The 23,932-nt window shown below is 52.3% G+C and carries 20 protein-coding genes and 2 pseudogenes; 12 read left to right on the forward strand and 10 right to left on the reverse strand.

All coding sequences use genetic code 11. The features are described 5' to 3' along the window. Positions 1-8 precede the first annotated feature (8 nt). Positions 9-368, forward strand: a complete 360-nt coding sequence (gene arsC, locus QNN88_RS05130) for an arsenate reductase (glutaredoxin) (protein WP_414239233.1) — start codon at positions 9-11, stop codon at positions 366-368. Here the strand turns inward: arsC and QNN88_RS05135 are convergent. Beyond that, positions 365-1,210 (reverse strand): XRE family transcriptional regulator, encoded by an 846-nt coding sequence (locus tag QNN88_RS05135; RefSeq protein ID WP_414239234.1) that lies wholly within the window; start codon positions 1,208-1,210, stop codon positions 365-367. The genes arsC and QNN88_RS05135 overlap by 4 nt on opposite strands. Positions 1,211-1,367: 157 nt before the next feature. Between QNN88_RS05135 and celB the strand changes: the two genes are divergently transcribed. Genes celB through QNN88_RS05150 form a run of 3 tightly spaced genes read left to right on the forward strand, consistent with a single transcriptional unit; the run spans position 1,368 to position 5,092 of the window. Further along, complete coding sequence (gene celB / locus QNN88_RS05140; RefSeq protein ID WP_414239235.1) at positions 1,368-2,687, forward strand: PTS cellobiose transporter subunit IIC; 1,320 nt, start codon at positions 1,368-1,370, stop codon at positions 2,685-2,687. A gap of 3 nt (positions 2,688-2,690) precedes the next feature. Continuing rightward, positions 2,691-3,647, forward strand: coding sequence for a N(4)-(beta-N-acetylglucosaminyl)-L-asparaginase (locus QNN88_RS05145; protein WP_414239236.1), 957 nt, complete (start codon positions 2,691-2,693; stop codon positions 3,645-3,647). Then, positions 3,647-5,092, forward strand: a complete 1,446-nt coding sequence (locus QNN88_RS05150; RefSeq protein WP_414239237.1) for a leucyl aminopeptidase family protein — start codon at positions 3,647-3,649, stop codon at positions 5,090-5,092. The genes QNN88_RS05145 and QNN88_RS05150 overlap by 1 nt, the downstream gene beginning before the upstream one ends. 119 nt (positions 5,093-5,211) lie before the next feature. On the opposite strand, the gene QNN88_RS05155 is transcribed toward QNN88_RS05150, so the two are convergent. From QNN88_RS05155 to QNN88_RS05170, 4 genes are all read right to left on the reverse strand, one after another. Then, positions 5,212-5,913: a DnaA inactivator Hda gene (locus QNN88_RS05155; protein ID WP_061069784.1), complete on the reverse strand. Its 702-nt coding sequence runs from the start codon at positions 5,911-5,913 to the stop codon at positions 5,212-5,214. Positions 5,914-6,008: 95 nt separating this feature from the next. After that, positions 6,009-7,298 (reverse strand): uracil permease, encoded by a 1,290-nt coding sequence (uraA, locus tag QNN88_RS05160; protein ID WP_414239238.1) that lies wholly within the window; start codon positions 7,296-7,298, stop codon positions 6,009-6,011. Between the two features lie 94 nt (positions 7,299-7,392). After that, on the reverse strand, positions 7,393-8,019 hold the full coding sequence (gene upp, locus QNN88_RS05165) for a uracil phosphoribosyltransferase (protein WP_003037929.1): 627 nt from the start codon (positions 8,017-8,019) through the stop codon (positions 7,393-7,395). 182 nt (positions 8,020-8,201) lie between these two features. After that, positions 8,202-9,632, reverse strand: a complete 1,431-nt coding sequence (locus tag QNN88_RS05170; RefSeq protein ID WP_414239239.1) for a 6-phospho-beta-glucosidase — start codon at positions 9,630-9,632, stop codon at positions 8,202-8,204. A gap of 262 nt (positions 9,633-9,894) precedes the next feature. On the opposite strand from QNN88_RS05170, the gene purM reads away from it, so the two are divergent. The 4 genes from purM (at position 9,895) to ppx (ending at position 15,370) form a co-directional block, all read left to right on the forward strand. Further along, positions 9,895-10,932: a phosphoribosylformylglycinamidine cyclo-ligase gene (gene purM, locus QNN88_RS05175; RefSeq protein ID WP_414239240.1), complete on the forward strand. Its 1,038-nt coding sequence runs from the start codon at positions 9,895-9,897 to the stop codon at positions 10,930-10,932. Next, positions 10,929-11,570: a phosphoribosylglycinamide formyltransferase gene (purN, locus tag QNN88_RS05180; protein WP_414239355.1), complete on the forward strand. Its 642-nt coding sequence runs from the start codon at positions 10,929-10,931 to the stop codon at positions 11,568-11,570. Before purM ends, purN begins: the two co-directional genes overlap by 4 nt. 187 nt (positions 11,571-11,757) lie before the next feature. Next, entirely contained in the window at positions 11,758-13,824 is a 2,067-nt protein-coding gene (gene ppk1, locus QNN88_RS05185; RefSeq protein ID WP_414239241.1) for a polyphosphate kinase 1, read from the forward strand. Between the two features lie 4 nt (positions 13,825-13,828). Further along, positions 13,829-15,370: an exopolyphosphatase gene (ppx, locus tag QNN88_RS05190; protein ID WP_414239242.1), complete on the forward strand. Its 1,542-nt coding sequence runs from the start codon at positions 13,829-13,831 to the stop codon at positions 15,368-15,370. Between the two features lie 7 nt (positions 15,371-15,377). Here ppx and QNN88_RS05195 read toward each other — a convergent pair whose 3' ends face one another. Then, positions 15,378-17,618 (reverse strand): EAL domain-containing protein, encoded by a 2,241-nt coding sequence (locus QNN88_RS05195; protein WP_414239243.1) that lies wholly within the window; start codon positions 17,616-17,618, stop codon positions 15,378-15,380. A 349-nt stretch (positions 17,619-17,967) separates the two neighbouring features. On the opposite strand from QNN88_RS05195, the gene QNN88_RS05200 reads away from it, so the two are divergent. The 3 genes from QNN88_RS05200 (at position 17,968) to QNN88_RS05210 (ending at position 19,546) form a co-directional block, all read left to right on the forward strand. After that, positions 17,968-18,159 (forward strand): YfgG family protein, encoded by a 192-nt coding sequence (locus QNN88_RS05200; protein ID WP_414239244.1) that lies wholly within the window; start codon positions 17,968-17,970, stop codon positions 18,157-18,159. Positions 18,160-18,475: 316 nt separating this feature from the next. Then, on the forward strand, positions 18,476-18,991 hold the full coding sequence (locus tag QNN88_RS05205; RefSeq protein WP_414239245.1) for a glycine zipper 2TM domain-containing protein: 516 nt from the start codon (positions 18,476-18,478) through the stop codon (positions 18,989-18,991). Positions 18,992-19,006: 15 nt separating this feature from the next. Continuing rightward, positions 19,007-19,546 carry a DUF5384 family protein gene (locus QNN88_RS05210; RefSeq protein ID WP_414239246.1) on the forward strand — a complete coding sequence of 180 codons (540 nt, stop codon included), beginning with the start codon at positions 19,007-19,009 and terminating at the stop codon, positions 19,544-19,546. 441 nt (positions 19,547-19,987) lie between these two features. Here QNN88_RS05210 and QNN88_RS05215 read toward each other — a convergent pair whose 3' ends face one another. After that, a complete protein-coding gene (locus tag QNN88_RS05215; protein ID WP_414239247.1) occupies positions 19,988-20,305 on the reverse strand; it encodes a CcdB family protein in 318 nt (105 codons plus the stop codon). Positions 20,306-20,308: 3 nt separating this feature from the next. Continuing rightward, positions 20,309-20,539 (reverse strand): type II toxin-antitoxin system CcdA family antitoxin, encoded by a 231-nt coding sequence (locus QNN88_RS05220; RefSeq protein ID WP_414239248.1) that lies wholly within the window; start codon positions 20,537-20,539, stop codon positions 20,309-20,311. Positions 20,540-21,311: 772 nt separating this feature from the next. Here QNN88_RS05220 and QNN88_RS05225 point away from each other — a divergent pair. Further along, positions 21,312-21,795 (forward strand): annotated as a pseudogene (locus QNN88_RS05225) (integrase domain-containing protein); the annotation flags it as partial. A gap of 159 nt (positions 21,796-21,954) precedes the next feature. Here QNN88_RS05225 and QNN88_RS05230 read toward each other — a convergent pair. Next, positions 21,955-22,104: pseudogene (locus QNN88_RS05230) on the reverse strand (Arm DNA-binding domain-containing protein); the annotation flags it as partial. 203 nt (positions 22,105-22,307) lie between these two features. Further along, positions 22,308-23,885 (reverse strand): glutamine-hydrolyzing GMP synthase, encoded by a 1,578-nt coding sequence (gene guaA / locus QNN88_RS05235; protein WP_414239249.1) that lies wholly within the window; start codon positions 23,883-23,885, stop codon positions 22,308-22,310. Positions 23,886-23,932 lie beyond the last annotated feature (47 nt).

The raw sequence follows: 23,932 nt of genomic DNA on the forward strand, positions 1-23,932 counted from the left end.
GATTCACCATGACAAAGGCCGTAAAAATCTACCATAACCCGCGCTGCTCCAAGAGCCGCGAAACGCTGAACCTGCTGCAATCCCACGGTGTGGAGCCAGAAGTGGTGCTTTACCTGGAAACGCCCGCAGATGCCGCCACGCTGCGTCAGCTGTTGAAGATGCTGGGCATGGAAAGCGCCCGGGAACTGATGCGCCGAAAAGAAGATCTCTACGTGTCGCTCAACCTGGCTGACAGCAGTCTGAGTGAAGATCAACTGATTCAGGCGATGGTGGAAAACCCGAAACTGATGGAACGTCCGATTGTGGTGGCGAACGGTCAGGCGCGCATTGGCCGTCCACCGGAACAGGTGCTGGACATCATCGGCTAATCACCCCGCCGCAGGGTTTCAAGAAATGCCTGCGGCGTCATCTCTCCCAGCTTCTTCTGCGCTTTTCCCGTGTTGTAACTTTCGCCGATCTCGCTGAGCAGACGGCTGGCGGAATCGCCCTTCATCCGGGGAATTATCAATACCAGCGGAACCGCCACCTGAAGCGCACTGTGCAGGTGACGGTTTTGTTTGTGCGAAATACCGCGTGCCTTCAACATTTGATCCACACCGACAAGGAGAGCGTCAGAAAAGTAAGTCTCAACAGATTGGATATCAGCAGGACAGGCCGCAAGTAACGCTTCCAGCCACTGGCTGACCAGTTGTGCTGAGATCCCGGCGTACAAACGGGCAAAACACCAGCCGCTCAACGGCTCTCGCGCCCAGAGCAAGTGATGCTCGCCGCCATCATCCATATGCAATGAAAGCGGCAGATGGTGCGCTTCCAGCAAATAAGGGACATGCCCGGCCTTCAACGCCTTTTTCCCCTGTAACGGTGCCCCGTGACGCTGTGCTATTACCGGTTTGAGATAGCGATTCAGCGTGGCGCGTGATACGCGAATACCCAACCCTTCATTCACCAACGACAGAAGTTCATCTAAGGGCGCACCGGTCACATCACGCAGTCCGTTGACTAACGCAATCTGCTCTTGTCTCATCGCTTTGTGTATCACTTTTGGCGTCGTTTGCCGGTCTGAGATCTGATCACGATGACGCCAGCGCCTGACGGTGGTGACGGAAATCCCTAACTCCGCGGCCAGCTCCCGGTCGCTTTTGTCAGACTGCTGTAAATAACGGCGAATGCGCGGTGTGGTGGTGGCATTGGCATGCAATTTAATTTCCATCGCCAGATTCCTTTTCCGAAAGAATAACTAATCATATGAGATTTATATTCATTCTGCGAACACATTGTGACCCGATTCACCTTTCGGCGACTGTGCTTCACTGATAATCCACTGGCATAACACAACTCCCCTCATCCGATCTTGTACGGAGTTCACAATGAACAATGTTCTGGGATTTCTTGAAGCAAAACTGATGCCCCTGGCCGCCAGGACGGCACAGCAACGTCATCTTGGCGCTATCCGTGGCGCCTATGTTTCTTTCATGCCATTTATTATCGTCGGCTCCATTCTGCTGGTGATCTCATCCTTTCCCAATCAGACCTACCAGCAGTTCATGTCTGGTGCCTTCGGCGAAAGCTGGAGCAGCATTATTGAGATTCCGTTTAACGCCGTGTTCTCAACGATGTCGCTATTTATCAGCTTCCTTGTCGCTTATCGTCTGGCGGAGCATTACGGCGAAGACCGAATCTCCTGCGGCATTCTGGCGCTGGTGAGTTTTTTAATCCTCACGCCATTTATTAAAGTCGCGGAAGACGGTGGCATCACGGTGATGCCCGTCGAGTGGATCGGCAGTAAAGGGCTGTTCGTGGCGATGATGGGATCGCTGCTGTGGACGGAGCTGTTCTGCTGGCTGAAACGCAAAAATCTGGTGATCAAAATGCCGGATGGCGTCCCTCCCGCCGTTCAGGAATCGTTTGCCGCGCTGATCCCCGCCCTGCTGGTCATGATCCTCGTGCTGATGATTCGTATCCTGTTTGAAAATACCCATTATCAGACTATCCACCGCTTTATCTATGAAGTGGTCGCCACGCCGGTTCGCCACTATGGCACCTCTTATTTTGGCGCGCTGATGACGGTCTTCAGCATCACGATTTTATGGTCCGTGGGCATTAACTCCGGGTCGATGATCAATGGCATTATCCGGCCGCTGTGGATGGAAAATCAGACTGATAACATCGCCGCTATTCAGGCAGGTGTCACCCCGCCGCATATCATTACGGAACAATTCTTTGACATGATCTGGATGGGCGGCGCAGGCGCAACCCTGTCGCTGGTCATTGCGATGCTGATTTTCGCACGCAGTAAAAACATGCGAGAAGTGGCGCGGCTTGGCGCCGGGGCATCCATTTTCAATATCAACGAGCCGATCCTCTTCGGCCTCCCTGTCATCATGAACCCCATCATGTTGATCCCGTTCAATCTGGTCCCGCTGGTGCTGGTGACCGTACAGTACGTCGCAATGAAAATAGGCGCGGTTGCCGTGACAACCGGGGTATTCATTCCGTGGACGCTGCCGCCAGTCATCAGTGGTTTTATCGTCACCGCACACCTTAGCGGCAGCGTTATGCAAATCATTAACTTACTGATTGGTGCAATGCTCTATCTGCCCTTTATGCGCATCGTCGATAAACAGTATCGCGCTGCAGAGCTCGCCTCACTGGCGCAAAACGAGAACACACCCATAAAACAGGAGTAAGACATGTGGGGAATTATTGCCACCTGGCGAATGGCGCTTGAAGGTGTGACCGAGTCCGCGTCCACGCTGGCGGCAGGGCAATCAGCGGCTGGAGCCGTCGTAGATGCCGTTGCCGCTGTTGAAGACTTTCCTTTGTACAAGTCCGTCGGCTACGGGGGCCTGCCAACGGAGAATGGCGAAGTGGAACTGGATGCCGCGTTCATGGATGGCGACACGCTGGCGTTCGGCGCGGTGGGTAATCTCGTGGATATCGCCAATCCGGTACGTGTGGCGCAGGCCCTGAGCCGCCAGCGTTATAACAGTCTGCTGGTCGGCCAGGGCGCTCGCGAGTGGGCGCTAAGCCAGGGATTTGCTGAAAAAAACATGCTTACCGATCGCGCCCTGCAACACTATCGCAAGCGCTGCCGGGAGACGTTGGATAAAGGGTTAAGTCCTTACGACGGGCACGACACGGTCGGCATCATCGGCCTCGATACGCAGGGTTCGATGAGCGTGGCGACCTCCACTAGCGGTCTGTTTATGAAGAAACGCGGTCGTCTGGGGGATTCCCCGATTATTGGTTCCGGCTTTTACTGCGACAGTAAAATCGGCGCAGCCACCGCCACCGGGGTGGGTGAAGATTTGATGAAAGGCTGCACCAGCTACGAAATCGTTCGCCGCATGGCGCAGGGTATGACGCCGCAACAAGCTGCCGACGCAGTGGTGTTTGAGCTTGAAGATACGTTGATGTCCCGTTTTGGTCGGGTGGGCGATCTGTCCGTCGTCTGCATGAATAACCGGGGAGAATTCGGCGCGGCGACAAATATCAAAACGTTCACGTTTACCGTTGCTACGGCTCGCCATCCACTCACTGTCTATCTCGCTGAACGCCAACATGAGAAGACCCATTATCAGCCGGTCGATGAGGCATGGATGCAGGCCTACGCTGCACGCATTCGTGCGCCAATAGAGGAAGCATAATGATTACCTGTCAGCTGATTCATTCCCTTTCAGGTGCGCATCCTGATGCACACCTGATTGCCCCTACCACCAGCCCTCAGTTGCCGGACACCGCGCTGATACAGGAAATGCGCGCAACGGACACGGTGGCGGATACCCGCTTTGGCTGCGCCCCGTTTAAACGTATCACTCTCCTTCCGTCCGCGTTGTGGCAGGACAGCCTGACCGACAGTCTGGTGAATACGCTGCGTCCGCTGTTCGCCACGCCGGTCAGTTCTCATGTCGTTATTGATGTCAGTGAAATTCACCCGACGGTGCTGCTTCAGGTGCTGCGTTTTCTGTTCAATCAGGCGCACCGCCTTGATGACCTGCAACTGAAAACCACGGATAGTGTAACGGTGCGTCTTTCGCACATCGACGTGCTGTGTTTACCGGAACAGCAGGAAACACTGGAGGGGGTTATTCGCCAGCAGCGGGCTATCGCCAACGGCATGATTGCCGCCCGCCGTCTTGCCGATATCCCGTCCGATCGCTGTACGCCACAGTTTATCGCCGAACAAGCACATGCGCTGTGTGCGCCCTTCTCCGCGCTGCGCTGCGAAGTGCTCAATGAACAGCAGATTGTTGAACAGGGCCTTGGTTTGTTGCACGCGGTCGGTAAAGGAGCGACATGCCCGCCGCGACTGGTCGCTATTCATTATGATGGCGTGCCCGAAGGACCTGTCCGCTGTTATGTCGGTAAAGGAATCACCTTCGATACGGGCGGACTCTGGCTGAAAGAAGGCGCAGGTATGTACACCATGAAATACGACATGTGCGGCGCGGCTAACGTATTGGGCCTGCTGCTTACCGCGGCCGAGTTAGCATTACCGGTACGCATTATGGGGGTGCTGGCGCTGGCGGAAAACGCCATCGGGCCAAACGCGATGCAACCGGGCAACGTGGCGCATGCCTGCAATGGCCTGACGGTTGAGATCAACAATACTGACGCAGAAGGGAGACTGGTATTGGCTGACGCCATTGCCTGGGCCAGTCAGCGTCATCCGCAGGCGCATTACCTCATTGATCTGGCAACCCTGACCGGCGCGGTGGTGAAGGCACTAGGATATGAACTGAGCGGGCTGATGACCCAGGATAACGCGCTGCGTGCGGCGTTAACCGTTGCCGGTGAACAGAGCGGTGATGAAGTCTGGTCGCTGCCGCTGGACGCACGACTGAAAAAACAGACTGAAAGCGCGATTGCCGATCTCTGCAATACCCCGACGAACAATGCCGCGATCAGCGCTTCGGCGGCCTGGCTGTTGCATCATTTCTGTCCGCCGACGATCCCCTGGGCGCATCTGGATATCAGCGGTACGGCGTTATGGCGCGAAGCAGGAAGAAGCGTGGCGTCGGGCAGACCGATCCCATTGCTGGTGCAGCATCTGCTTAACGATCTGGCAGTTGAGGAGTCACCCGCTAAGTAAATGCGTTTGTTTGGATAATCAGGCCGGATAAGGCGAAATCGCCATCCGGCATCCGCACCGTTCTGTCTGATGACGCTACGCTTATCAGACCTACTGCGATACATAACCTTGTATTTTGGCTAGAGCTTCAGAATCTCTTTCACGAACGGAATGGTTAATTTGCGCTGCGCGGAGATGGAGGCGTGATCGAGTTGATCGAGCGTCATAAACAGCGTGCGCATTTCCCGGTCGAGCCGTTTCAGCAGGAAGCGTCCTACGTCTTCCGGCAGCTCAAATCCACGCAGGCGCGCACGCAGTTGCAGGGCCTGCAGCTTATCTTCATCTGATAACGGCTGCAGCTTGTAGATTTGTCCCCAGTCAAGCCGAGAAGCCAGATCGGGCAGCCCCAGCTTTAACTGGCGCGGAGGACGATCGCCGGTGATCAGTAACCGCGTTTTTCCGGACTCCAGAATGCGATTGTAGAGATCAAAAATCGCCATCTCCCACTCTTCATCACCCGCGACACATTCGATATTGTCGATACAGACTAACGACAGGTGTTCCATCCCGTCGAGCACTTCCGGGACGAACCAGGTGCGCTTATCCAGCGGCACATAGCCCACGGCATCGCCACGCTGCGACAATTCAGCACAGGCGGCATGCAGCAAATGGCTGCGGCCCGCGCCTTCACGCGACCAGAGATAAATGTATCCGCTATGCTCCTGGCGCAGCACGTTTTGCAGTGCGGCCAGTAAAGAGGCGTTATCTCCCGGCCAGAAACTTGCAAAGGTTTCGTCGTCAGGCAGATAGAGTGGCAAAGAGAGCTGTGCCGGTGTGTTCAGAGAGACCTCAACCCAGATTTCATTAAAATCGTGATGAGTTTACCACAGAATTCCGTCGCGTTAGAACCGGGCAGCATCACTGCCCGGATCCCATTTTACTGCTTCGGTGTATCCGCATCTTCCGCATCCAGCACCACTTCTTCCGGACGCAGGACAGAAATCAGCTTGAAGATCAGGCTCAGCGCGATCCCAACGATCGTCGCCAGCGCCATTCCTTTCAGCTCCGCCGCGCCAATGTGCACTTTCGCACCGCTGACGCCGATGATCAGAATGACAGAGGTCAGGATCAGGTTCTGCGCTTTGTTGTAATCCACTTTCGATTCAATCAGCACGCGAATACCGGATGCCCCGATCACCCCGTACAGCAGCAATGACACCCCACCCATCACCGGCAGCGGAATGATCTGGATCGCCGCCGCCAGTTTACCAACGCAGGACAGCAGAATCGCGAAAATCGCCGCGCCGCCAATTACCCAGGTACTGTAAACACGGGTAATGGCCATGACGCCGATGTTCTCACCGTAGGTGGTGTTCGGCGTGGAACCAAAGAAGCCGGAAATCACCGTCGACAAGCCGTTGGCAAACATCGAGCGATGCAGGCCCGGGTCGCGAACCAGATCTTTTTTGACGATGTTCGCCGTCACCACCAGGTGACCGACGTGTTCGGCGATCACCACCAGCGCGGCAGGCAGGATGGTCAGAATGGCGAACCACTCAAAACGCGGGGTATAGAAAGTCGGCAGCGCAAACCAGTGTGCTTCGGCAATCGGTGTGGTATCGACCACGCCCATCGCAAACGACAGCGCATAACCCGCCAGTACCCCAATCAGGATCGGGATAATCGCAAGGAAGCCGCGGAACAGCACCGAGCCAAACACGGTCACCGCCAGCGTCACCATCGAGATAATGATGGTCTTCGAATCCGCAGATTGCCCTTCCGCAGGCAGCAGTCCGGCCATACCGGCGGCAACCCCTGCCAGTTCCAGACCGATAACGGCAACGATTGCGCCCATTGCCGCCGGAGGGAACATCACGTCCAGCCAGCCTGTACCGGCTTTCTTGACAATGAAAGAAACCAGGCAGAACAGCACGCCGCACATGATAAAGCCGCCCAGCGCTACTTCGTATCCCAGCGGCAGCAGCAGCAGAACCGGGGAGATAAACGCGAAGCTTGAACCTAAATAGGCAGGGATTTTTCCTTTACAGATAAAGAGATACAGCAAGGTCCCGATCCCGTTGAACAACAAAACGGTAGCCGGGTTGATATGAAACAGCACTGGCACCAGCACGGTTGCGCCAAACATGGCGAACAGATGCTGCAAACTAAGCGGGATTGTCTGTAAAAGCGGCGGTCTTTCACTCACCCCGATAGCACGGCGCGTCATAGTGTTTTCCTCTGAGTGTGTTTGTTATGAGTCGTTGAGTTGTTTTATTCAAAAAAAAGCCGACTCTTAAGTCGGCTATTGATTAGCGATTCACTTACTTAGTACCAAAAATCTTATCGCCGGCATCGCCCAGCCCCGGAATAATGTATCCGTGCTCGTTCAGGCCCTGGTCGATCGACGCGGTGTAGAGTTCCACATCCGGATGCGCTTTTTCCAGCGCGGCGATGCCTTCTGGCGCCGCCACCAGCACCAGCACTTTGATGCTGCTGCAGCCCGCTTTTTTCAGCAGATCGATGGTGGCGATAACGGAGCCCCCGGTCGCCAGCATCGGGTCGACGATAAGCGCCATGCGCTCGTCAATATTGGATACCAGCTTCTGGAAATAGGGGACCGGCTCCAGCGTCTCTTCGTTACGGTACATACCGACCACGCTGATACGTGCGCTGGGGACGTTTTCCAGCACGCCTTCCATCATGCCCAGACCGGCACGCAGGATAGGTACGACGGTAATTTTTTTGCCTTTGATTTGATCCACTTCGACCGGACCATTCCAGCCTTCAATGGTTACTTTTTCGGTTTCCAGGCCTGCAGTCGCTTCGTAGGTCAGCAGACTGCCTACTTCCGAGGCGAGTTCACGAAAGCGTTTGGTGCTGATATCGTTCTCACGCATCAGACCCAGCTTGTGTTTGACGAGTGGGTGTTTGACTTCCACGATCTTCATACTCTTCTCCTTTCCTCAGACGAGTGGCAACCACAAAAAAAATCGCCGGATTATACCGCTTTTCCTCTCTGGCGCAATATAACGTATGCATGACCTGGATCAAGCAAAGTGGTATACGTTTGGGTGATGAGTATAAAACACGCCCCGCATTCTGTGCGGGGCGTCGTACCAAGTGGCTGAAATCAGAGGGATTCACCGTTGCTTTTTATCACCTGCTGATACCAGGCGAATGATTTCTTACGGCTGCGAGCCAGTGTCCCACTGCCATCATTATTTTTATCAACGTAGATAAACCCGTAACGCTTTTTCATCTCTCCCGTTCCCGCAGAGACCAGATCGATACATCCCCACGGGGTATACCCCATCAGATCCACGCCATCCTCTTCCACTGCTTTTTTCATTTCGCGCAGATGGGCGGCCATATACTCAATACGATAGCTGTCGTCTACGGTGCCATCCGGTTGCTGAATATCAATCGCACCAAACCCATTCTCAACAATAAACAACGGCAACTGGTAGTGATCCCAGAACCAGTTCAGCGAATAGCGCAACCCTACCGGATCAATCTGCCACCCCCAGTCCGATTTCTGTACGTAGGGATTGGAGACCAGACTTTTGCTCTCGTCGTAATCGAGCTGCGGGTTATCGTCCGTCGCTTTGGTGACAAACGACATGTAGTAGCTGAAACCAATGTAATCGACGCAACCTTCGGAGAGGGCAACACGGTCTTCTTCCGTGATATCGAGGTCAAACTCGCGGCGCGCAAAATAATTGAGAATATGCTGCGGATATTTCCCCCGCACATGCACGTCGGTAAACCAGTAGCGACGGTGCATCGCATTCATCGCCATCATCATATCGTTTGGCGCACAGGTCAGTGGGTAGATGGGACACATAGCGATCATGCAGCCGATCTGCAATGCCGGGTTAATCTCTCGTGCCGCCTTTACCGCCAGCGCACTGGCAACCAGTTCATAATGCGCCGCCTGGTACATCACCGGTTCACGATCTTCACCTGGCTGATACTTCAGGCCGGAGTTTGTGAACGGCGCGAAATCCTCATGGTAATTGGCCTGGTTGTTGATCTCATTGAAGGTCATCCAGTACTTCACTTTGCCCTGATAGCGAGTAAAAACGACTTTTGCAAAGCGGACAAAAAAGTCGATCAGCTTGCGGTTGCGCCAGCCGCCATATTCTGTCACCAGGTGGTAGGGCATTTCGAAGTGCGACAGCGTAATAACAGGTTCAATTCCATACTTCAGGCATTCATCAAACAGATCGTCGTAAAATTGCAGCCCCGCCTCGTTTGGCTGCGTTTCATCCCCGAGTGGGAAAATGCGCGTCCAGGCAATGGACGTCCGGAAGCATTTAAAGCCCATTTCCGCAAAAAGCTTAATGTCCTCTTTGTAGCGGTGATAGAAATCGATCGCCTCGTGGTTAGGGTAGTTTTTGCCGGGCAGCACGCCATCGGTAATTTCTCGCGCCACGCCGTGAGCGCCCGCTGTCATCACGTCGGCAACGCTGATCCCTTTTCCGCCTTCCTGCCAGCCGCCCTCCAGCTGATGAGCGGCGACCGCCCCGCCCCACATGAAATTCGCGTTAAATCCAGACATAGTTTCCCTCGTTGATTTGTTATGACAAAACAGAAACCGGTTTCAGTATGATACTGAGCAATCCCGGCAATGCTTTCAAGGGTGAAACTGAATCCGGTTTCATTTTCGTGGTTCAGGTCATAAAAACGCCGCTCCGCGAAGAAAACGCAGGAAATTTCAACAGATAAAAACGGATGCATCGCAAACTCGCAAACGTTTGCTTTCCCTGTTAGAATTGCGCCGAATTTTACTTTTACCGTAAGAAAACGTGGGGAACCAGGCAGTGACCGATAAAACCTCTCTTAGCTACAAAGATGCCGGTGTTGATATTGACGCGGGTAATGCTCTGGTGGATCGAATCAAAGGCGTAGTGAAGAAAACTCGCCGCCCGGAAGTGATGGGTGGTCTGGGTGGCTTCGGTGCGCTGTGCGCATTGCCGCAAAAATATCGTGAACCCGTGCTGGTTTCCGGTACTGATGGCGTCGGGACAAAACTGCGTCTGGCGATGGATCTGAAACGTCACGATACCATCGGCATTGATCTCGTGGCGATGTGCGTTAACGACCTGGTGGTTCAGGGCGCTGAGCCGCTGTTTTTCCTCGACTATTACGCGACGGGCAAACTGGATGTGGATACCGCAGCCAGCGTCATTCAGGGTATCGCCGAAGGCTGCCTGCAATCCGGTTGCGCGTTGGTCGGCGGGGAAACCGCTGAAATGCCGGGGATGTACCACGGTGAAGATTATGACGTCGCCGGTTTCTGCGTCGGCGTGGTCGAAAAATCAGAAATTATCGACGGTTCCAAAGTCGCCGATGGCGATGTGCTGATTGCACTGGGTTCCAGCGGTCCGCACTCCAACGGCTACTCACTGGTACGTAAAATTGTCGAAGTCAGCGGTTGTGATCCGCAAACAACGGATCTGGAAGGCAAATCGCTGGCCGATCACCTGCTGGCGCCGACCCGTATCTACGTGAAATCGATTCTGGAACTGATCGAGAAGGTTGATGTGCACGCTATCGCGCACCTGACCGGCGGCGGCTTCTGGGAAAACATTCCGCGCGTGCTGCCGGACAACACGCAGGCGGTGATCGATGAATCCTCCTGGCAGTGGCCAGCCGTTTTCAATTGGCTGCAGAGCGCTGGTAACGTCAGCCAGCATGAAATGTATCGTACCTTTAACTGCGGCGTCGGCATGGTCATTGCCCTGCCGGCGGCAGAAGTAGACAACGCCCTTGCCCTGTTGAAGGCAAAAGGTGAAGAAGCCTGGAAGCTCGGCGTCATCAAGGCTTCCGATTCCGCGCAACGCGTGGTTATTGAATAATGAATATTGTGGTGCTTATTTCCGGTAACGGAAGCAATTTGCAGGCGATTATTGATGCCTGCAAAGAGAAGAAAATCAACGGCACCCTGCGGGCAGTATTCAGCAACAAGGCCGACGCGTTCGGCCTTGAGCGAGCCAGAAAAGCGGCAATCCCGGCCCATACGCTGACGGCGGACCAGTTTTCCAGCCGTGAAGCATTTGACCGCGAGCTGATCCTTGAGATCGACGCTTATGCGCCTGACGTAGTGGTGCTGGCTGGTTTTATGCGCATTCTGAGCCCGGCGTTCGTCGCGCACTACAACGGCCGGCTGCTGAATATTCACCCTTCCCTGTTGCCCAAATATCCCGGTTTGCACACCCACCGCCAGGCGCTGGAAAATGGCGATGAGGAACACGGCACCTCGGTCCACTTTGTCACCGACGAACTCGACGGTGGGCCGGTCATTTTACAGGCCAAAGTGCCGGTCTTTGACGGCGACGATGAAGATGAGATCACCGCGCGCGTTCAGGCGCAGGAGCACGCTATTTATCCACTGGTCGTCAGTTGGTTTGTCGACGGTCGGTTGAAAATGCGCGATAACGCAGCCTGGCTGGACGGTGTTCAACTGCCGCCGCAGGGTTATGCTGCCGACGAATAAAACCATGCCGGATAGTGGACATCATCCCTTATCCGGCCTGCTGTTCTCTTCTGACCTCCAGTCCCCCTTCCTCTTTGCGATCAGACGGTTTATTGTCATACTTTTCTGGCACAGTTGGACATCTGAGCGCAATGCTCGCCATAATAATCAGGCAGTGTCCCGTGAATAAAACGGAGTATATGTATTAATGGGTCAGGAAAAGCTTTATATCGAGAAAGAGCTGAGCTGGTTAGCGTTCAACGAACGTGTGCTCCAGGAAGCGGCTGATAAATCAAACCCGCTGATTGAGCGGATGCGTTTCTTAGGCATCTATTCCAATAACCTGGATGAATTCTACAAAGTTCGCTTCGCAGAGCTCAAACGTCGCATCATCATCAGCGAAGAACAGGGTTCAAATTCACATTCTCGCCACCTGTTAGGCAAAATCCAGTCCCGCGTGCTGAAAGCGGACCAGGAATTCGATGGTCTGTATAACGAACTGCTGCTGGAGATGGCGCGAAATCAGATCTTCCTGATTAACGAGCGTCAGCTGTCGGTCAACCAGCAAAGCTGGCTGCGCCACTACTTCAAACAATATCTGCGCCAGCACATTACCCCGATTTTAATTAACCGCGAAACGGATCTGGTACAGTTCCTGAAGGATGATTACACCTATCTGGCGGTTGAAATTATTCGCGGCGACACCATTCGCTATGCGCTGCTGGAAATCCCCTCTGACAAGGTTCCTCGCTTTGTGAATCTGCCGCCAGAAGCGCCGCGTCGTCGCAAGCCAATGATCCTGCTGGATAACATTCTGCGCTATTGCCTGGACGACATCTTTAAGGGTTTCTTTGATTACGACACGCTGAACGCCTATTCGATGAAGATGACCCGTGACGCCGAGTACGATCTGGTGCACGAGATGGAATCCAGCCTGATGGAGCTGATGTCCTCCAGCCTGAAACAGCGACTGACCGCCGAACCGGTGCGCTTTGTCTATCAGCGCGACATGCCTAATGCGCTGGTCGAAGTGCTGCGCGAGAAGCTGACCATCTCGCGTTATGACTCTATTGTCCCCGGCGGGCGTTATCACAACTTCAAAGATTTCATTAACTTCCCCAATGTTGGCAAAGCCAATCTGGTGAATAAACCGCTTCCGCGCCTGCGCCATATCTGGTTCGATAAAGAGAAGTTCCGTAACGGATTCGATGCCATTCGCGAGCGCGATGTGCTTCTCTACTACCCATACCACACTTTTGAGCACGTCCTGGAACTGCTGCGTCAGGCGTCGTTTGACCCCAGCGTGCTGGCAATCAAAATCAACATTTACCGCGTCGCAAAAGACTCTCGCATTATCGACGCCATGATCCACGCCGCCCATAACAGTAAAAAAGTGACCGTGGTGGTGGAATTACAGGCGCGTTTTGACGAAGAGGCGAATATCCACTGGGCGAAACGCCTGACGGAAGCTGGCGTGCATGTGATCTTCTCCGCACCGGGCTTAAAAATTCACGCCAAACTGTTCCTGATTTCGCGTAAAGAAGGCGACGAAGTGGTGCGTTACGCGCATATCGGCACCGGTAACTTCAACGAAAAAACCGCCCGCCTGTATACTGACTATTCGCTGTTGACCGCCGACGCGCGGATCACCAACGAAGTCCGCCGGGTGTTCAATTTTATCGAAAACCCGTATCGCCCGGTGACCTTTGACTATCTGTTGGTATCCCCGCAAAACTCGCGTCGTCTGCTGTATGAAATGATCGATCGTGAAATCGCTAACGCCCAGCAGGGGCAGCCCTCCGGCATCACATTGAAGCTGAATAATCTGGTAGATAAAGGTCTGGTCGACCGTCTGTACGCCGCCTCAAGTTCCGGCGTGCCGGTTAACCTGCTGATACGCGGCATGTGCTCACTGATACCGAATCTCGAAGGAATCAGCGATAATATCCGCGTCATCAGTATCGTGGATCGCTATCTTGAGCACGACCGGGTCTATATTTTTGAAAATGGCGGCGATAAGCAGGTCTACCTCTCTTCTGCGGACTGGATGACGCGCAATATCGATTATCGCATTGAGGTGGCAACGCCACTCCTCGATCCGCGCCTGAAACAACGCGTACTGGATATTATTGACATCCTGTTCAGCGACACGGTAAAAGCCCGCTACATCGATAAAGAACTGAGTAATCGCTACGTGCCGCGTGGAAACCGCCGCAAGGTGCAGTCACAACTGGCGATTTACGACTATATCAAATCACTCGAGCAACCTGACTAACGCTATGCCAATACATGATAAGTCCCCACGACCGCAGGAGTTTGCGGCGGTCGATCTCGGTTCAAACAGTTTTCATATGGTGATTGCCCGTGTGGTGGATGGCGCCATGCAGATTATCGGCCGCCTGAAACAGCGCGTACATCTGGCGGACGGTCTCGGCGAAGACAATATGCTGAGTGAAGAAGCGATGGAGCGCGGATTAAGCTGCCTGTCGCTGTTCGCTGAACGTCTTCAGGGGTTCGCCCCCTCCAGCGTATGTATTGTGGGTACGCATACGCTTCGCCAGGCGCAAAACGCCACCGATTTTCTCAAACGCGCGGAGAAGGTGATCCCCTATCCGATCGAGATCATTTCCGGTAATGAAGAAGCGCGCCTGATTTTTATGGGCGTTGAGCATACCCAGCCAGAAAAAGGCCGCAAGCTGGTGATCGACATTGGCGGCGGTTCGACGGAACTGGTCATTGGCGAAAACTTCGAACCGAAGCTGGTTGAAAGCCGCCGTATGGGTTGCGTCAGCTTTGCGCAGATCTATTTCCCCGGCGGCGTCATCAGCAAAGAAAATTTCCAGCGCGCCAGAATGGCGGCTGCGCAGAAGCTTGAGACCCTGACCTGGCAATTCCGCATTCAGGGCTGGAACGTCGCGTTGGGGGCCTCTGGCACCATCAAAGCGGCGCACGAAGTGCTCTTAGAAATGGGCGAAAAAGACGGTTTCATTACACCTGAGCGCCTGGAGCGACTGGTTGCCGAACTGCTGCAACACCGCAGTTTCGAGTCGTTAAGCCTGCCGGGGTTGTCTGAAGAGCGAAAAGCCGTTTTTGTTCCTGGTCTGGCGATTTTATGCGGTGTCTTTGATGCACTGGCGATCCGCGAGCTTCGTCTTTCCGATGGCGCGCTGCGCGAAGGCGTGCTGTACGAAATGGAAGGCCGCTTCCGCCATCAGGATGTCCGCAGCCGCACCGCCAGTAGTCTGGCGAATCAGTACAATATCGACAGCGAACAGGCGCGACGCGTGCTGGAAACCACCATGCAGATGTATGAGCAATGGCAGTCGCAGCAGCCTAAACTGGCGCATCCGCAGTTAGAAGCGCTGCTGAAATGGGCAGCGATGCTGCACGAGGTTGGACTGAACATCAACCACAGCGGTCTGCATCGTCACTCGGCGTATATTTTGCAAAACAGCGACCTGCCAGGCTTTAATCAGGAGCAGCAAACCATGATGGCGACGCTGGTTCGCTATCATCGTAAGGCAGTGAAGCTGGACGATCTCCCGCGCTTTACGCTGTTTAAGAAGAAGCAGTTCCTGCCCCTCATTCAGCTGTTGCGTCTTGGCGTGCTGCTGAATAACCAGCGCCAGGCGACGACCACGCCGCCTACGCTGACGCTCATCACCGACGAGAACCACTGGACCCTGCGTTTCCCGCATGACTGGTTCAGCCAGAACGCGCTGGTTTTGCTCGATCTGGAAAAAGAGCAGCAGTACTGGGAAGCCGTGACCGGTTGGCGTCTGAAAATTGAAGAAGAATGTTCACCGGAAGTTGCTGCGTGAAACACACTCAGGTGCCAGTGACTGGCACCTGCGCTTTCAGCGCCTCACTTAACGGCTTCGGCAAACCGATTAAATATCCCTGCATATAGTCAATTCCCAGCGAGATTGCCGCACGGCGAATCTCCTCGCTTTCGACGAATTCAGCCACTACCTGCATCTTCTTCATACGTGCCAGATGGCAAATTGAGGCCACTATCTGATAGTCAAGGCTATTCGAAACGATATTGCGAATAAAACTGCCGTCAATCTTCAGAATATCGGCGTTCACGTTTTTCAGCCTTGCATAGCTGGCGTACCCCGTGCCAAAGTCATCAATGGCGATTTGGCAGCCTAACTGTTGCAGGTTCTGCAGTGTTATTTCCGCCTGCCCGGCATTCATCAGCGCCTGGCTTTCTGTCACTTCAAAAATCAATTGCCAGGCTTCTATCTGATATTTGCTTAGCAGTTTGCTGACGTCCTGCGCAAACTTAGCCCGGCAGACAGAAGAGGCCGACAGATTAAGTGCAAAGCGACGGGCAGGCATCAGCTCACGATTCTCAGCCATAAAACGTAATGTGTGTTCGATAACCCAAAGATCGATTCGGGAGGAGAGACCAAACTCGTGCGCGACGGGCAGGAAGGATTCAGGATTGATCATGCCACCGTCATCATCCAACAATCGCAGTAAAATCTCATGGTAAACATCACCGCGAAGCCCTTCAATTGGCTGCGCCATAAGACAAAATCGGTCATGCTCCAGCGCATGCTGTAGACGGTTCATCATCGCGACTTTGTCTCTCAGGTTACGTTGCATATTCACGGCACCACGACGCTCCAGATTCTCCGGCGTGTTGGTCATGATGGACAACTCAGCAATCGTGCTCAACTCCCCCAGCAATAAGTAGATGTGGTTGACTGGAGAACGCACATAACAATAACTCATCCCCACCTGCGGGATGAACGTCATGCCATCCCAGACAAACCGGAACGTCTTGATATGCTCATCAAGCTCTTCAATGCGTTGCTGATGCGACTCCGTATTTAAGCGCAGTAGCAGGTCAGGCCCGGACATTTGATAAACATGTTCATCAGGCCCCAGTTTTTCAGCAATCCAGTGTGAGAGTTGCTGTTTGTACTGAATACGCAGCATGATTCCGTAATTTTTGACGAGAAACTCGAGTTCGGGAACGCGCAGAAAGCACAGTGCTGACCAGGGCGTACTTCTCAGCGCACGGTTGAGTGCGCGAAGATTGGGAAGATGCACCACCGGGTCAAGCAACGCAAGACGACGGGCGCGCCCGCTCACAATCCGCTGTCGCGTTGCCAGCACCGCCATGTAATTCACAATAAAAGAAAAAACCAGAAAACTGGAAGACGTAATCGCCAGCTGCACATCGTAGCCCGAATAATAAGGCGTATAGCTTCTGTAATTATGAATCGCAATAATTAAAACCGGAGCCCACAGCAGTGAAATGAATCGATAACCGTAACGCATTGCCCCCCATAACATCACCGGGAGTAATAACGACATCGTATAGTTTGTGCTGAATATTGAGCTATTTTCATTTAATGGCATACAAAGCAAAGACATTAATGCGGACAATACCAGCAGCCAAATAATGACCTCCTTTCGCGAGGCCTTGGTATCAAACTGTAACGTTAATTGTGAATAATAACCGCGCAAATGCAGTGGGTTACGAATAACGCGAATAATAAAGTAGAAGAGCGGTACACCAATCAGATTCCCCACCAGAATGCCCTGGTAGTTGATTAATGCATTGATGTTAAACGGTGTTCCCCCCATTAAGCTCAGCTTACTTTCATACATTCCCACAAAGGCCGCAAACTGGAACAACACCAGAAAGAGCGTCGCAGGACAAAAAACCTGCCAGAAAATTCGCGGGAAGACCAGTTGCGCGTCCCCATGCGAGATGTTATTACGCCGGGGCGTAAAGACACGATAACCGGCCCAACTGAGCACGATAGCAATCAGAAAATGGGCAATAACAGGCAACGTTTCCACCAGACCTACCTGGGGATATTTGCGAATAAAAACCGCCAGAACAATACCAGGCAATGCCGCCCAACCGAAAAACAACATCAGGCTCATCATGAGCGATAGCGGTAAATAGAACAGGATGACGTCCCCTGTGGCCACATGCGCATAGGTATTCGTATGGCTCACAAGCGGTAAAAACAGGGAAGGCAAAATCAGAGGCAGTCCCCACCACTTATCTCTGATTGCAATATAAGTTTTATTCAGTCGCATAGACGCTCAGCGGAACCCCTGGATCCTGAAGGGGTTGTATCAGACAGGCATCCCACCTGACGTCAAAATTAAGATGAAAAATTCACCATACATGTCGCACCGATTTTAGTTGTCAACGAGAAGGGAATTTTGACGTATATCAAATAATTCCATCCCCATTAATCAATTATTACTTTTATTTCACTGCGTTATCATTTTCACATTGTTAATGCAAATAATGTAATTAATTTCCATAACATCAAAATATGAATCCACTGACGCATTTTTACAAAATCAATAATTGACCCGTCCGGCGCAGTGTGCCTTAATGTACTTATCGCCCTTCCGGGCATCCCTTAAGGAACCTTTTGTGAGTCAGGCAACCAGTATGCGAAAACGACATCGATTTAACAGTCGCATGACCCGTATCGTACTGCTTATCAGCTTTATCCTCTTTTTTGGACGCTTCGTCTACTCTTCTATCGGTGCCTGGCATCATCATCAGGACAAAAAAGACGCGCAACAGTCCACCCTCTCTGTCGAAACGCCTGCTCAACGCTGACTCAAGGTTTCATGCTGAAAACAGAATGCCAGATGAGTATGTAACTCTTTCCTGTGGATGCCGGCAACGCCCCGGTATCCAGTCATTAATGAAACTAATTTATTCTCGATTATATGCCAGACAGATAAAACAACCTTGATATATACTTTAAATACATATAATCAAAAAAAGACACTTATTTGCCACTACAATAATTGACTCATACAGATATCACATGAAATTCAAAAAATTATAAATATTAAGTAGGTTTACTTTTCCCACAGCGAGATTTAACATCTATTCCGCCCACATAAAATCTGATTAACAAGGAATAGTAATGAAATTTAAAAAAAGTATTCTGCCGCTGATGGTTTTGTCTTCTCTTATTCTTGCAGGATGTCAGTCTAATGCTGATGAACATGCCGCTGATGTTTATCAAACGGATCAATTAAACGCTAAACAAGAGACAAAAACCGTTAATATAATTTCGATATTACCCGCCAAAGTGGCCGTCGATAACACTCAAAATAAACAGGCTGCTCAAGCGTTTGGCGCTGTAATTGGGGCCGTTGCAGGTGGGATTGCGGGTCATAATGTTGGCTCTGGCAGTACACTCAACACTACCGCAGGTGCAGTCGGTGGCGGTGCAGCCGGCGCTGCTGCAGGTTCTTTGGTGAAGGATAAAACATTAGTAGAAGGGGTCTCTTTAACTTATAAGGAAGGAACCAAAGTTTATACATCGACTCAGGTTGGAAAATCTTGTCAGTTTACTACGGGTCTGGCTGTCGTTATTTCCACCAGCTATAACGAAACGCGAATTCAACCCAACGCAAAGTGCCCTGAGAAAAGTTAATAATAAAGAGGCTGAATGAAAAAGATAATTCTATTTATTTTTCTGTCGGTCCTTAGCAGTACCACTTATTCCTCCTCTTTACAAGATCAGCTCTCTGCCGTAGCGCAAGCTGAGCAACAAGGTATTAATGAGGAGAAAAAACAGCATGATGAGTGGGTTGCGGAGCGCGATAAGGAAATCCAGCAAGAAAAGCAACGTCGTGCCAATGCCGCCGCAGCGGCTAACAGAAAATCTGCGGCGGCAGCTGCCGAGCGAAGGGCACGACAAGAAAAAATTGATGCAGAAGCCGTAAAAGATAAGAAAAGAGACCAAAGCTATGAAGATGAACTTCGCAGTTTAGAAATTCAAAAACAGAAACTGGCGTTGGCCAAAGAAGAAGCCCGAGTAAAAAGAGAAAACGAATATATCGATCAGGAACTTAAGCAAAAGGCTGCGCAAACAGATGTGGTTCAATCTGAAGCTGATGCGAATCGTAATGTTTCCGAAGGTGGACGCGATCTGTTGAAAAGTGAAGGTAAAGCCCGGGAAAATGAGACGGATGGCTGGTTTAAATAACGCTTACTCACTCTCAGTCTAAACAGAAATCCGTAATCCCGTCGATTACGGATTTCTTTTACTACGACTTCTCCCGATCCCAACGCTCTCAGGACATTTTTTCTCTGCGACTCATGGATCTGTTAGCGCTAAGAACTATCCTCCCTGGACGTGGATACATCACGGACACTGGCATCACCGTGAGGACAGAAACTGTCTACCGGAGCGTGGTCACTCCACTGGCTGGTGACGCCGGCTGTGAATTCACCCTTTCCGGTCATTGAGCATTTCCGCGCTGTTTTGCAGCCAACCGCGAGCTAAGTGTCCAATGCTTCTGCGCAAGTTGCGCGCCCGTTTTCTATGAATAAGAATCTGCGCCCGCAAAAGGGCCTTTAAGGGTGAGGGAGGAAACTGCGCCATGACGGTTAACAGAACATTTTGTCTTCTGTACTGATAATTCTCTCAGATACCATCCAGAATGAAATCCAGAGCACCTTTTACAGTCTGGCGATACACACTGCCATCACAAAACTCAGCGCCGAGGGCTTTTAACGGGATGCTCGCCAGTTCATGCGTCATTAAGGCGTACTGCTTACCATCAATCAGTTCCAGTACGGGATTTAATCGCGCCGGACGTACCTCAGGATTTGGATAACGCTCTACAGGTAACAGTGGAATCACAATGCGCATATTCAATGCGCCAATGATATCGCTCGTCACATCTATGAGTAGCGGGTACAACGTGCTTCTTCCGGGGTTGCGATAAATGGTGAATTGCATGATTCAGAACGTCCTGTAGTCATCACTGAAGTACCCATGCTCATCATGGAAACGGTTAAGCGCTTCCAGTCCTTCCCGATTTTCTTCTTTCCAGCGAGTGGCTGCGTGCTTTTTCAGTTCGGAATCAAGGGCTGCGGCCAGAGTCTGGCTCATATTCACCCCAGCAGCACGTGCGGCGGCGATCAAATCGCGTTCCAGTGTGACGGTGACACTCTGAGTAGTACGTTGTTTCATGTCAGGACCTCTCTTTGCTTTCCTGTACGTTCAGCTTACACGTATTTTTAAGCATGGTCATATACTAAAAAATACTGTTAACGGTTCATAAAGGCCCACATCACCACATAACGAACATTTTTGTTTTTTATCAATGCATTATGAATAAAACACTGCTTGACCAAGGCATCCACAGTGCTATTTTTACGGCAACTGCCGCAGTCCTGGGAGTGCACCCGAAACAGCCATGACCTTAGAAGACTGTGCCTGGCTGCTATGTCAGGTTGGTCAAGCCATTAACCCCGCAAGCCGGACACTACGGCGGGAGCGTCTCTGACACAGTCCGGTCGTTGTTGCTGCCATAACCTGTGCCAGCAAGAGGCAGGTTGGTACCGCGTATTTAGACGGGGCGTATCTCTGCGCCAGTAAACAGGTTGCCTGAAACGGCGGCGCGTCACTTTGGAGACGAAGCAAAACAAAGTGACGCCGACGCACATCGCTGAGCCAGCCGCCGTCTCATCAGGCTTATTGTTGTATTTACCCTCTGACGCCATCATTTCTGCGTCAAAAAGATAACAAGGAGGAATGAACAGTACCGGAGGCGGATCACGACGATCCGGAGGCATCCCTGCTGAGGCAGGCGGCCTGCACACCGTGCAGCACCGTGCCCCACCATACCTCAACTCTCGCCTTCCGGCGCACCGGTATTGTTCAGCATGGCGCAACTTTTGCTCCCCCATGCATTCCCCACGCGCCGGAAAATATAGCTACCGCCTCAGGCGGAGGTGTCTGCATGTCGCGACTGGCACAGGATATGAAAAAACTGGCGCAGAATATTCAGGTAACCCGTACCAGCCAGCTCAACGCCAGACACATCGCGGGATACATTCATGAACGACTGGCGCAGGGTATTTCTCTGCGAACGCTACAGAATGAGATGGCGATGGTGCGTTCCATTCTGGCTGAAGCCGGACGCATGCAGCTTACTCAGTCCGAATTAATCAGCAACCAGTCGCTCGGTATCAGTGGTGCCAGCCGTGACGGGACGCACCGGGCCATTCCGGATGCGTTTTACCAGCAGGTAGTGGATCGGGTCCGGCAAACCGACGCAGGCCTCGCGGTCAGCCTGCAACTGGCGCGGGTGATGGGCCTGCGTGGACAGGAAGCGGTACAGTGCTGCCAGTCGCTGAAAACCTGGGATCAAACAGCTAGAAAAAGGGGCTGAACGTCTGTCGGTGATCTTTGGCACCAAAAGCGGACGACCGCGCATGACGCGACCCGGTATTACGAGGAACAGGGACTGAGCCGTATTTTGGCTACCTCAGCTTAAATTTAGGCGTTGATGAAACAGAACGCGCAAACATTTCCACATGCACGATGTCTGTTTCAACAGTAGTTCTCGGAGACAGAATTAACTAATAAACCGACAACTGGCGAATTGTTTCTCGTCTTCCATTGATGCTGTAATCGTAGCGAAACGAGACTGTGCCTGACATCTGCACTGCAACATACAAACCATCCCGGTCAGTAACTTTATAAAGTTTGTCCTTTGGCTTGAGGTTTTTCAGTTTGATATCAGTCAGCATAAAATCACCATTTTGGCATCATTTTTACAACGATATCAGACAGAGAGAAGAATACACCTCTAAGGCGATACCGTGAGAAATACCGCTAAAAGGTGTGAACTGGAGTGAGGAAGCATGAATGCACATAAATAAAAACCCCCTGTAAAAACAGAGGGTTAAATTCACTTTTACCTGTTCATGAAAACTCAGAAAGGGTTATCGGCTTATTCCCACTCGATAGTCGCTGGCGGTTTACCGCTGATGTCATAGACGACGCGGGAAATGCCATTCACTTCGTTGATGATACGGTTGGACACGCGGCCTAAGAAATCATATGGCAGGTGCGCCCAGTGTGCGGTCATAAAGTCGATGGTTTCGACTGCACGCAGAGACACTACCCAGTCGTATTTACGGCCATCGCCCATCACGCCAACAGAGCGAACCGGCAGGAACACAGTGAACGCCTGACTCACTTTGTTGTACAGGTCGGCTTTGTGCAGTTCTTCAATGAAGATAGCGTCCGCACGACGCAGCAGGTCGCAGTACTCTTTCTTCACTTCACCCAGCACACGTACGCCCAGACCTGGGCCCGGGAACGGATGACGATAGAGCATGTCGTACGGCAATCCCAGTTCCAGACCAATTTTACGTACTTCATCTTTGAACAGCTCTTTTAGCGGCTCAACCAGACCCATCTTCATCTCTTTAGGCAGACCACCTACGTTATGGTGAGATTTGATGACGTGCGCTTTGCCGGTCGCAGAGGCGGCAGATTCAATCACGTCAGGATAGATGGTGCCCTGCGCCAGCCATTTCACATCTTCCAGCTTCAGCGCTTCTTCGTCGAAGACTTCAACAAAGACGCGGCCAATAATCTTACGTTTCGCTTCCGGATCGTTCTCGCCTTTCAGCGCGGTCAGGAAACGTTCTTCAGCCGGAACGTGAACAATGTTCAGACCAAAATGATCACCGAACATATCCATTACCTGCCCGGCTTCATTCAGGCGCAGCAGGCCGTTATCAACGAAGACACAGGTCAGATTTTTGCCGATCGCACGGTGCAACAGCATCGCGGTAACAGAAGAATCTACGCCACCGGAAAGGCCGAGGATCACTTTGTCATCGCCAACCTGCTGACGGATACGCTCAACGGCGTCGTCGATGATTTTTGCCGGCGTCCACAGCGCTTCACACTGGCAGATATCGCGGACAAAACGCTCCAGCATGCGCATCCCCTGACGGGTATGAGTCACTTCCGGGTGGAACTGAACGCCGTAGAAGCGTTTTTCTTCGTTCGCCATAATGGCAAACGGGCAGCTTTCGGTGCTGGCAACGGTGACGAAGTCGGACGGGATTGCCGTCACTTTATCGCCGTGGCTCATCCACACATCCAGCAGCGGTTTGCCGTCAGCGGTCAGGGAGTCTTCGATACCACGAACCAGCGCGCTGTCGGTCACGACTTCAACCTGCGCGTAGCCGAATTCACGCTCTGTCGATCCTTCAACATGGCCGCCCAACTGCATCGCCATCGTTTGCATGCCGTAGCACACGCCGAACACCGGAACGCCGGCTTCGAAAACGTATTGCGGTGCACGCGGACTGTTTTCTTCCGTGGTACTTTCCGGGCCGCCGGAAAGAATGATACCGCTAGGATTAAACTCGCGAATCTGTGCTTCAGTTACATCCCATGCCCACAGTTCACAGTAAACCCCCAGTTCACGTACGCGACGTGCAACCAGCTGTGTGTACTGCGATCCGAAATCAAGGATAAGAATGCGATGCTTGTGAATATTGTCTGTCATTGACGCTAATTCCGAGGCAAGTGAAACCAAAAAAGCGCCCGGCAGGA

Origin of the sequence: Citrobacter sp. ANG330, from assembly GCF_047467925.1 — a bacterium.
In the GTDB taxonomy this organism is placed as follows: Bacteria; Pseudomonadota; Gammaproteobacteria; order Enterobacterales; family Enterobacteriaceae; genus Citrobacter_A; species Citrobacter_A amalonaticus_G.

Bases quoted from the DNA above. Each gene is read 5' to 3' on its own strand.
- QNN88_RS05220 (WP_414239248.1), bottom strand. From the start codon at position 20,539: ATGAAACAACGTACTACTCAGAGTGTCACCGTCACACTGGAACGCGAT.
- upp (WP_003037929.1), bottom strand. From the start codon at position 8,019: ATGAAGATCGTGGAAGTCAAACACCCACTCGTCAAACACAAGCTGGGT.
- QNN88_RS05135 (WP_414239234.1), bottom strand. From the start codon at position 1,210: ATGGAAATTAAATTGCATGCCAATGCCACCACCACACCGCGCATTCGC.
- QNN88_RS05195 (WP_414239243.1), bottom strand. From the start codon at position 17,618: ATGCGACTGAATAAAACTTATATTGCAATCAGAGATAAGTGGTGGGGA.
- guaA (WP_414239249.1), bottom strand. From the start codon at position 23,885: ATGACAGACAATATTCACAAGCATCGCATTCTTATCCTTGATTTCGGA.
- celB (WP_414239235.1), top strand. From the start codon at position 1,368: ATGAACAATGTTCTGGGATTTCTTGAAGCAAAACTGATGCCCCTGGCC.
- QNN88_RS05170 (WP_414239239.1), bottom strand. From the start codon at position 9,632: ATGTCTGGATTTAACGCGAATTTCATGTGGGGCGGGGCGGTCGCCGCT.
- QNN88_RS05215 (WP_414239247.1), bottom strand. From the start codon at position 20,305: ATGCAATTCACCATTTATCGCAACCCCGGAAGAAGCACGTTGTACCCG.
- QNN88_RS05210 (WP_414239246.1), top strand. From the start codon at position 19,007: ATGAAAAAGATAATTCTATTTATTTTTCTGTCGGTCCTTAGCAGTACC.
- uraA (WP_414239238.1), bottom strand. From the start codon at position 7,298: ATGACGCGCCGTGCTATCGGGGTGAGTGAAAGACCGCCGCTTTTACAG.
- ppx (WP_414239242.1), top strand. From the start codon at position 13,829: ATGCCAATACATGATAAGTCCCCACGACCGCAGGAGTTTGCGGCGGTC.
- ppk1 (WP_414239241.1), top strand. From the start codon at position 11,758: ATGGGTCAGGAAAAGCTTTATATCGAGAAAGAGCTGAGCTGGTTAGCG.
- QNN88_RS05205 (WP_414239245.1), top strand. From the start codon at position 18,476: ATGAAATTTAAAAAAAGTATTCTGCCGCTGATGGTTTTGTCTTCTCTT.
- QNN88_RS05150 (WP_414239237.1), top strand. From the start codon at position 3,647: ATGATTACCTGTCAGCTGATTCATTCCCTTTCAGGTGCGCATCCTGAT.
- QNN88_RS05145 (WP_414239236.1), top strand. From the start codon at position 2,691: ATGTGGGGAATTATTGCCACCTGGCGAATGGCGCTTGAAGGTGTGACC.
- arsC (WP_414239233.1), top strand. From the start codon at position 9: ATGACAAAGGCCGTAAAAATCTACCATAACCCGCGCTGCTCCAAGAGC.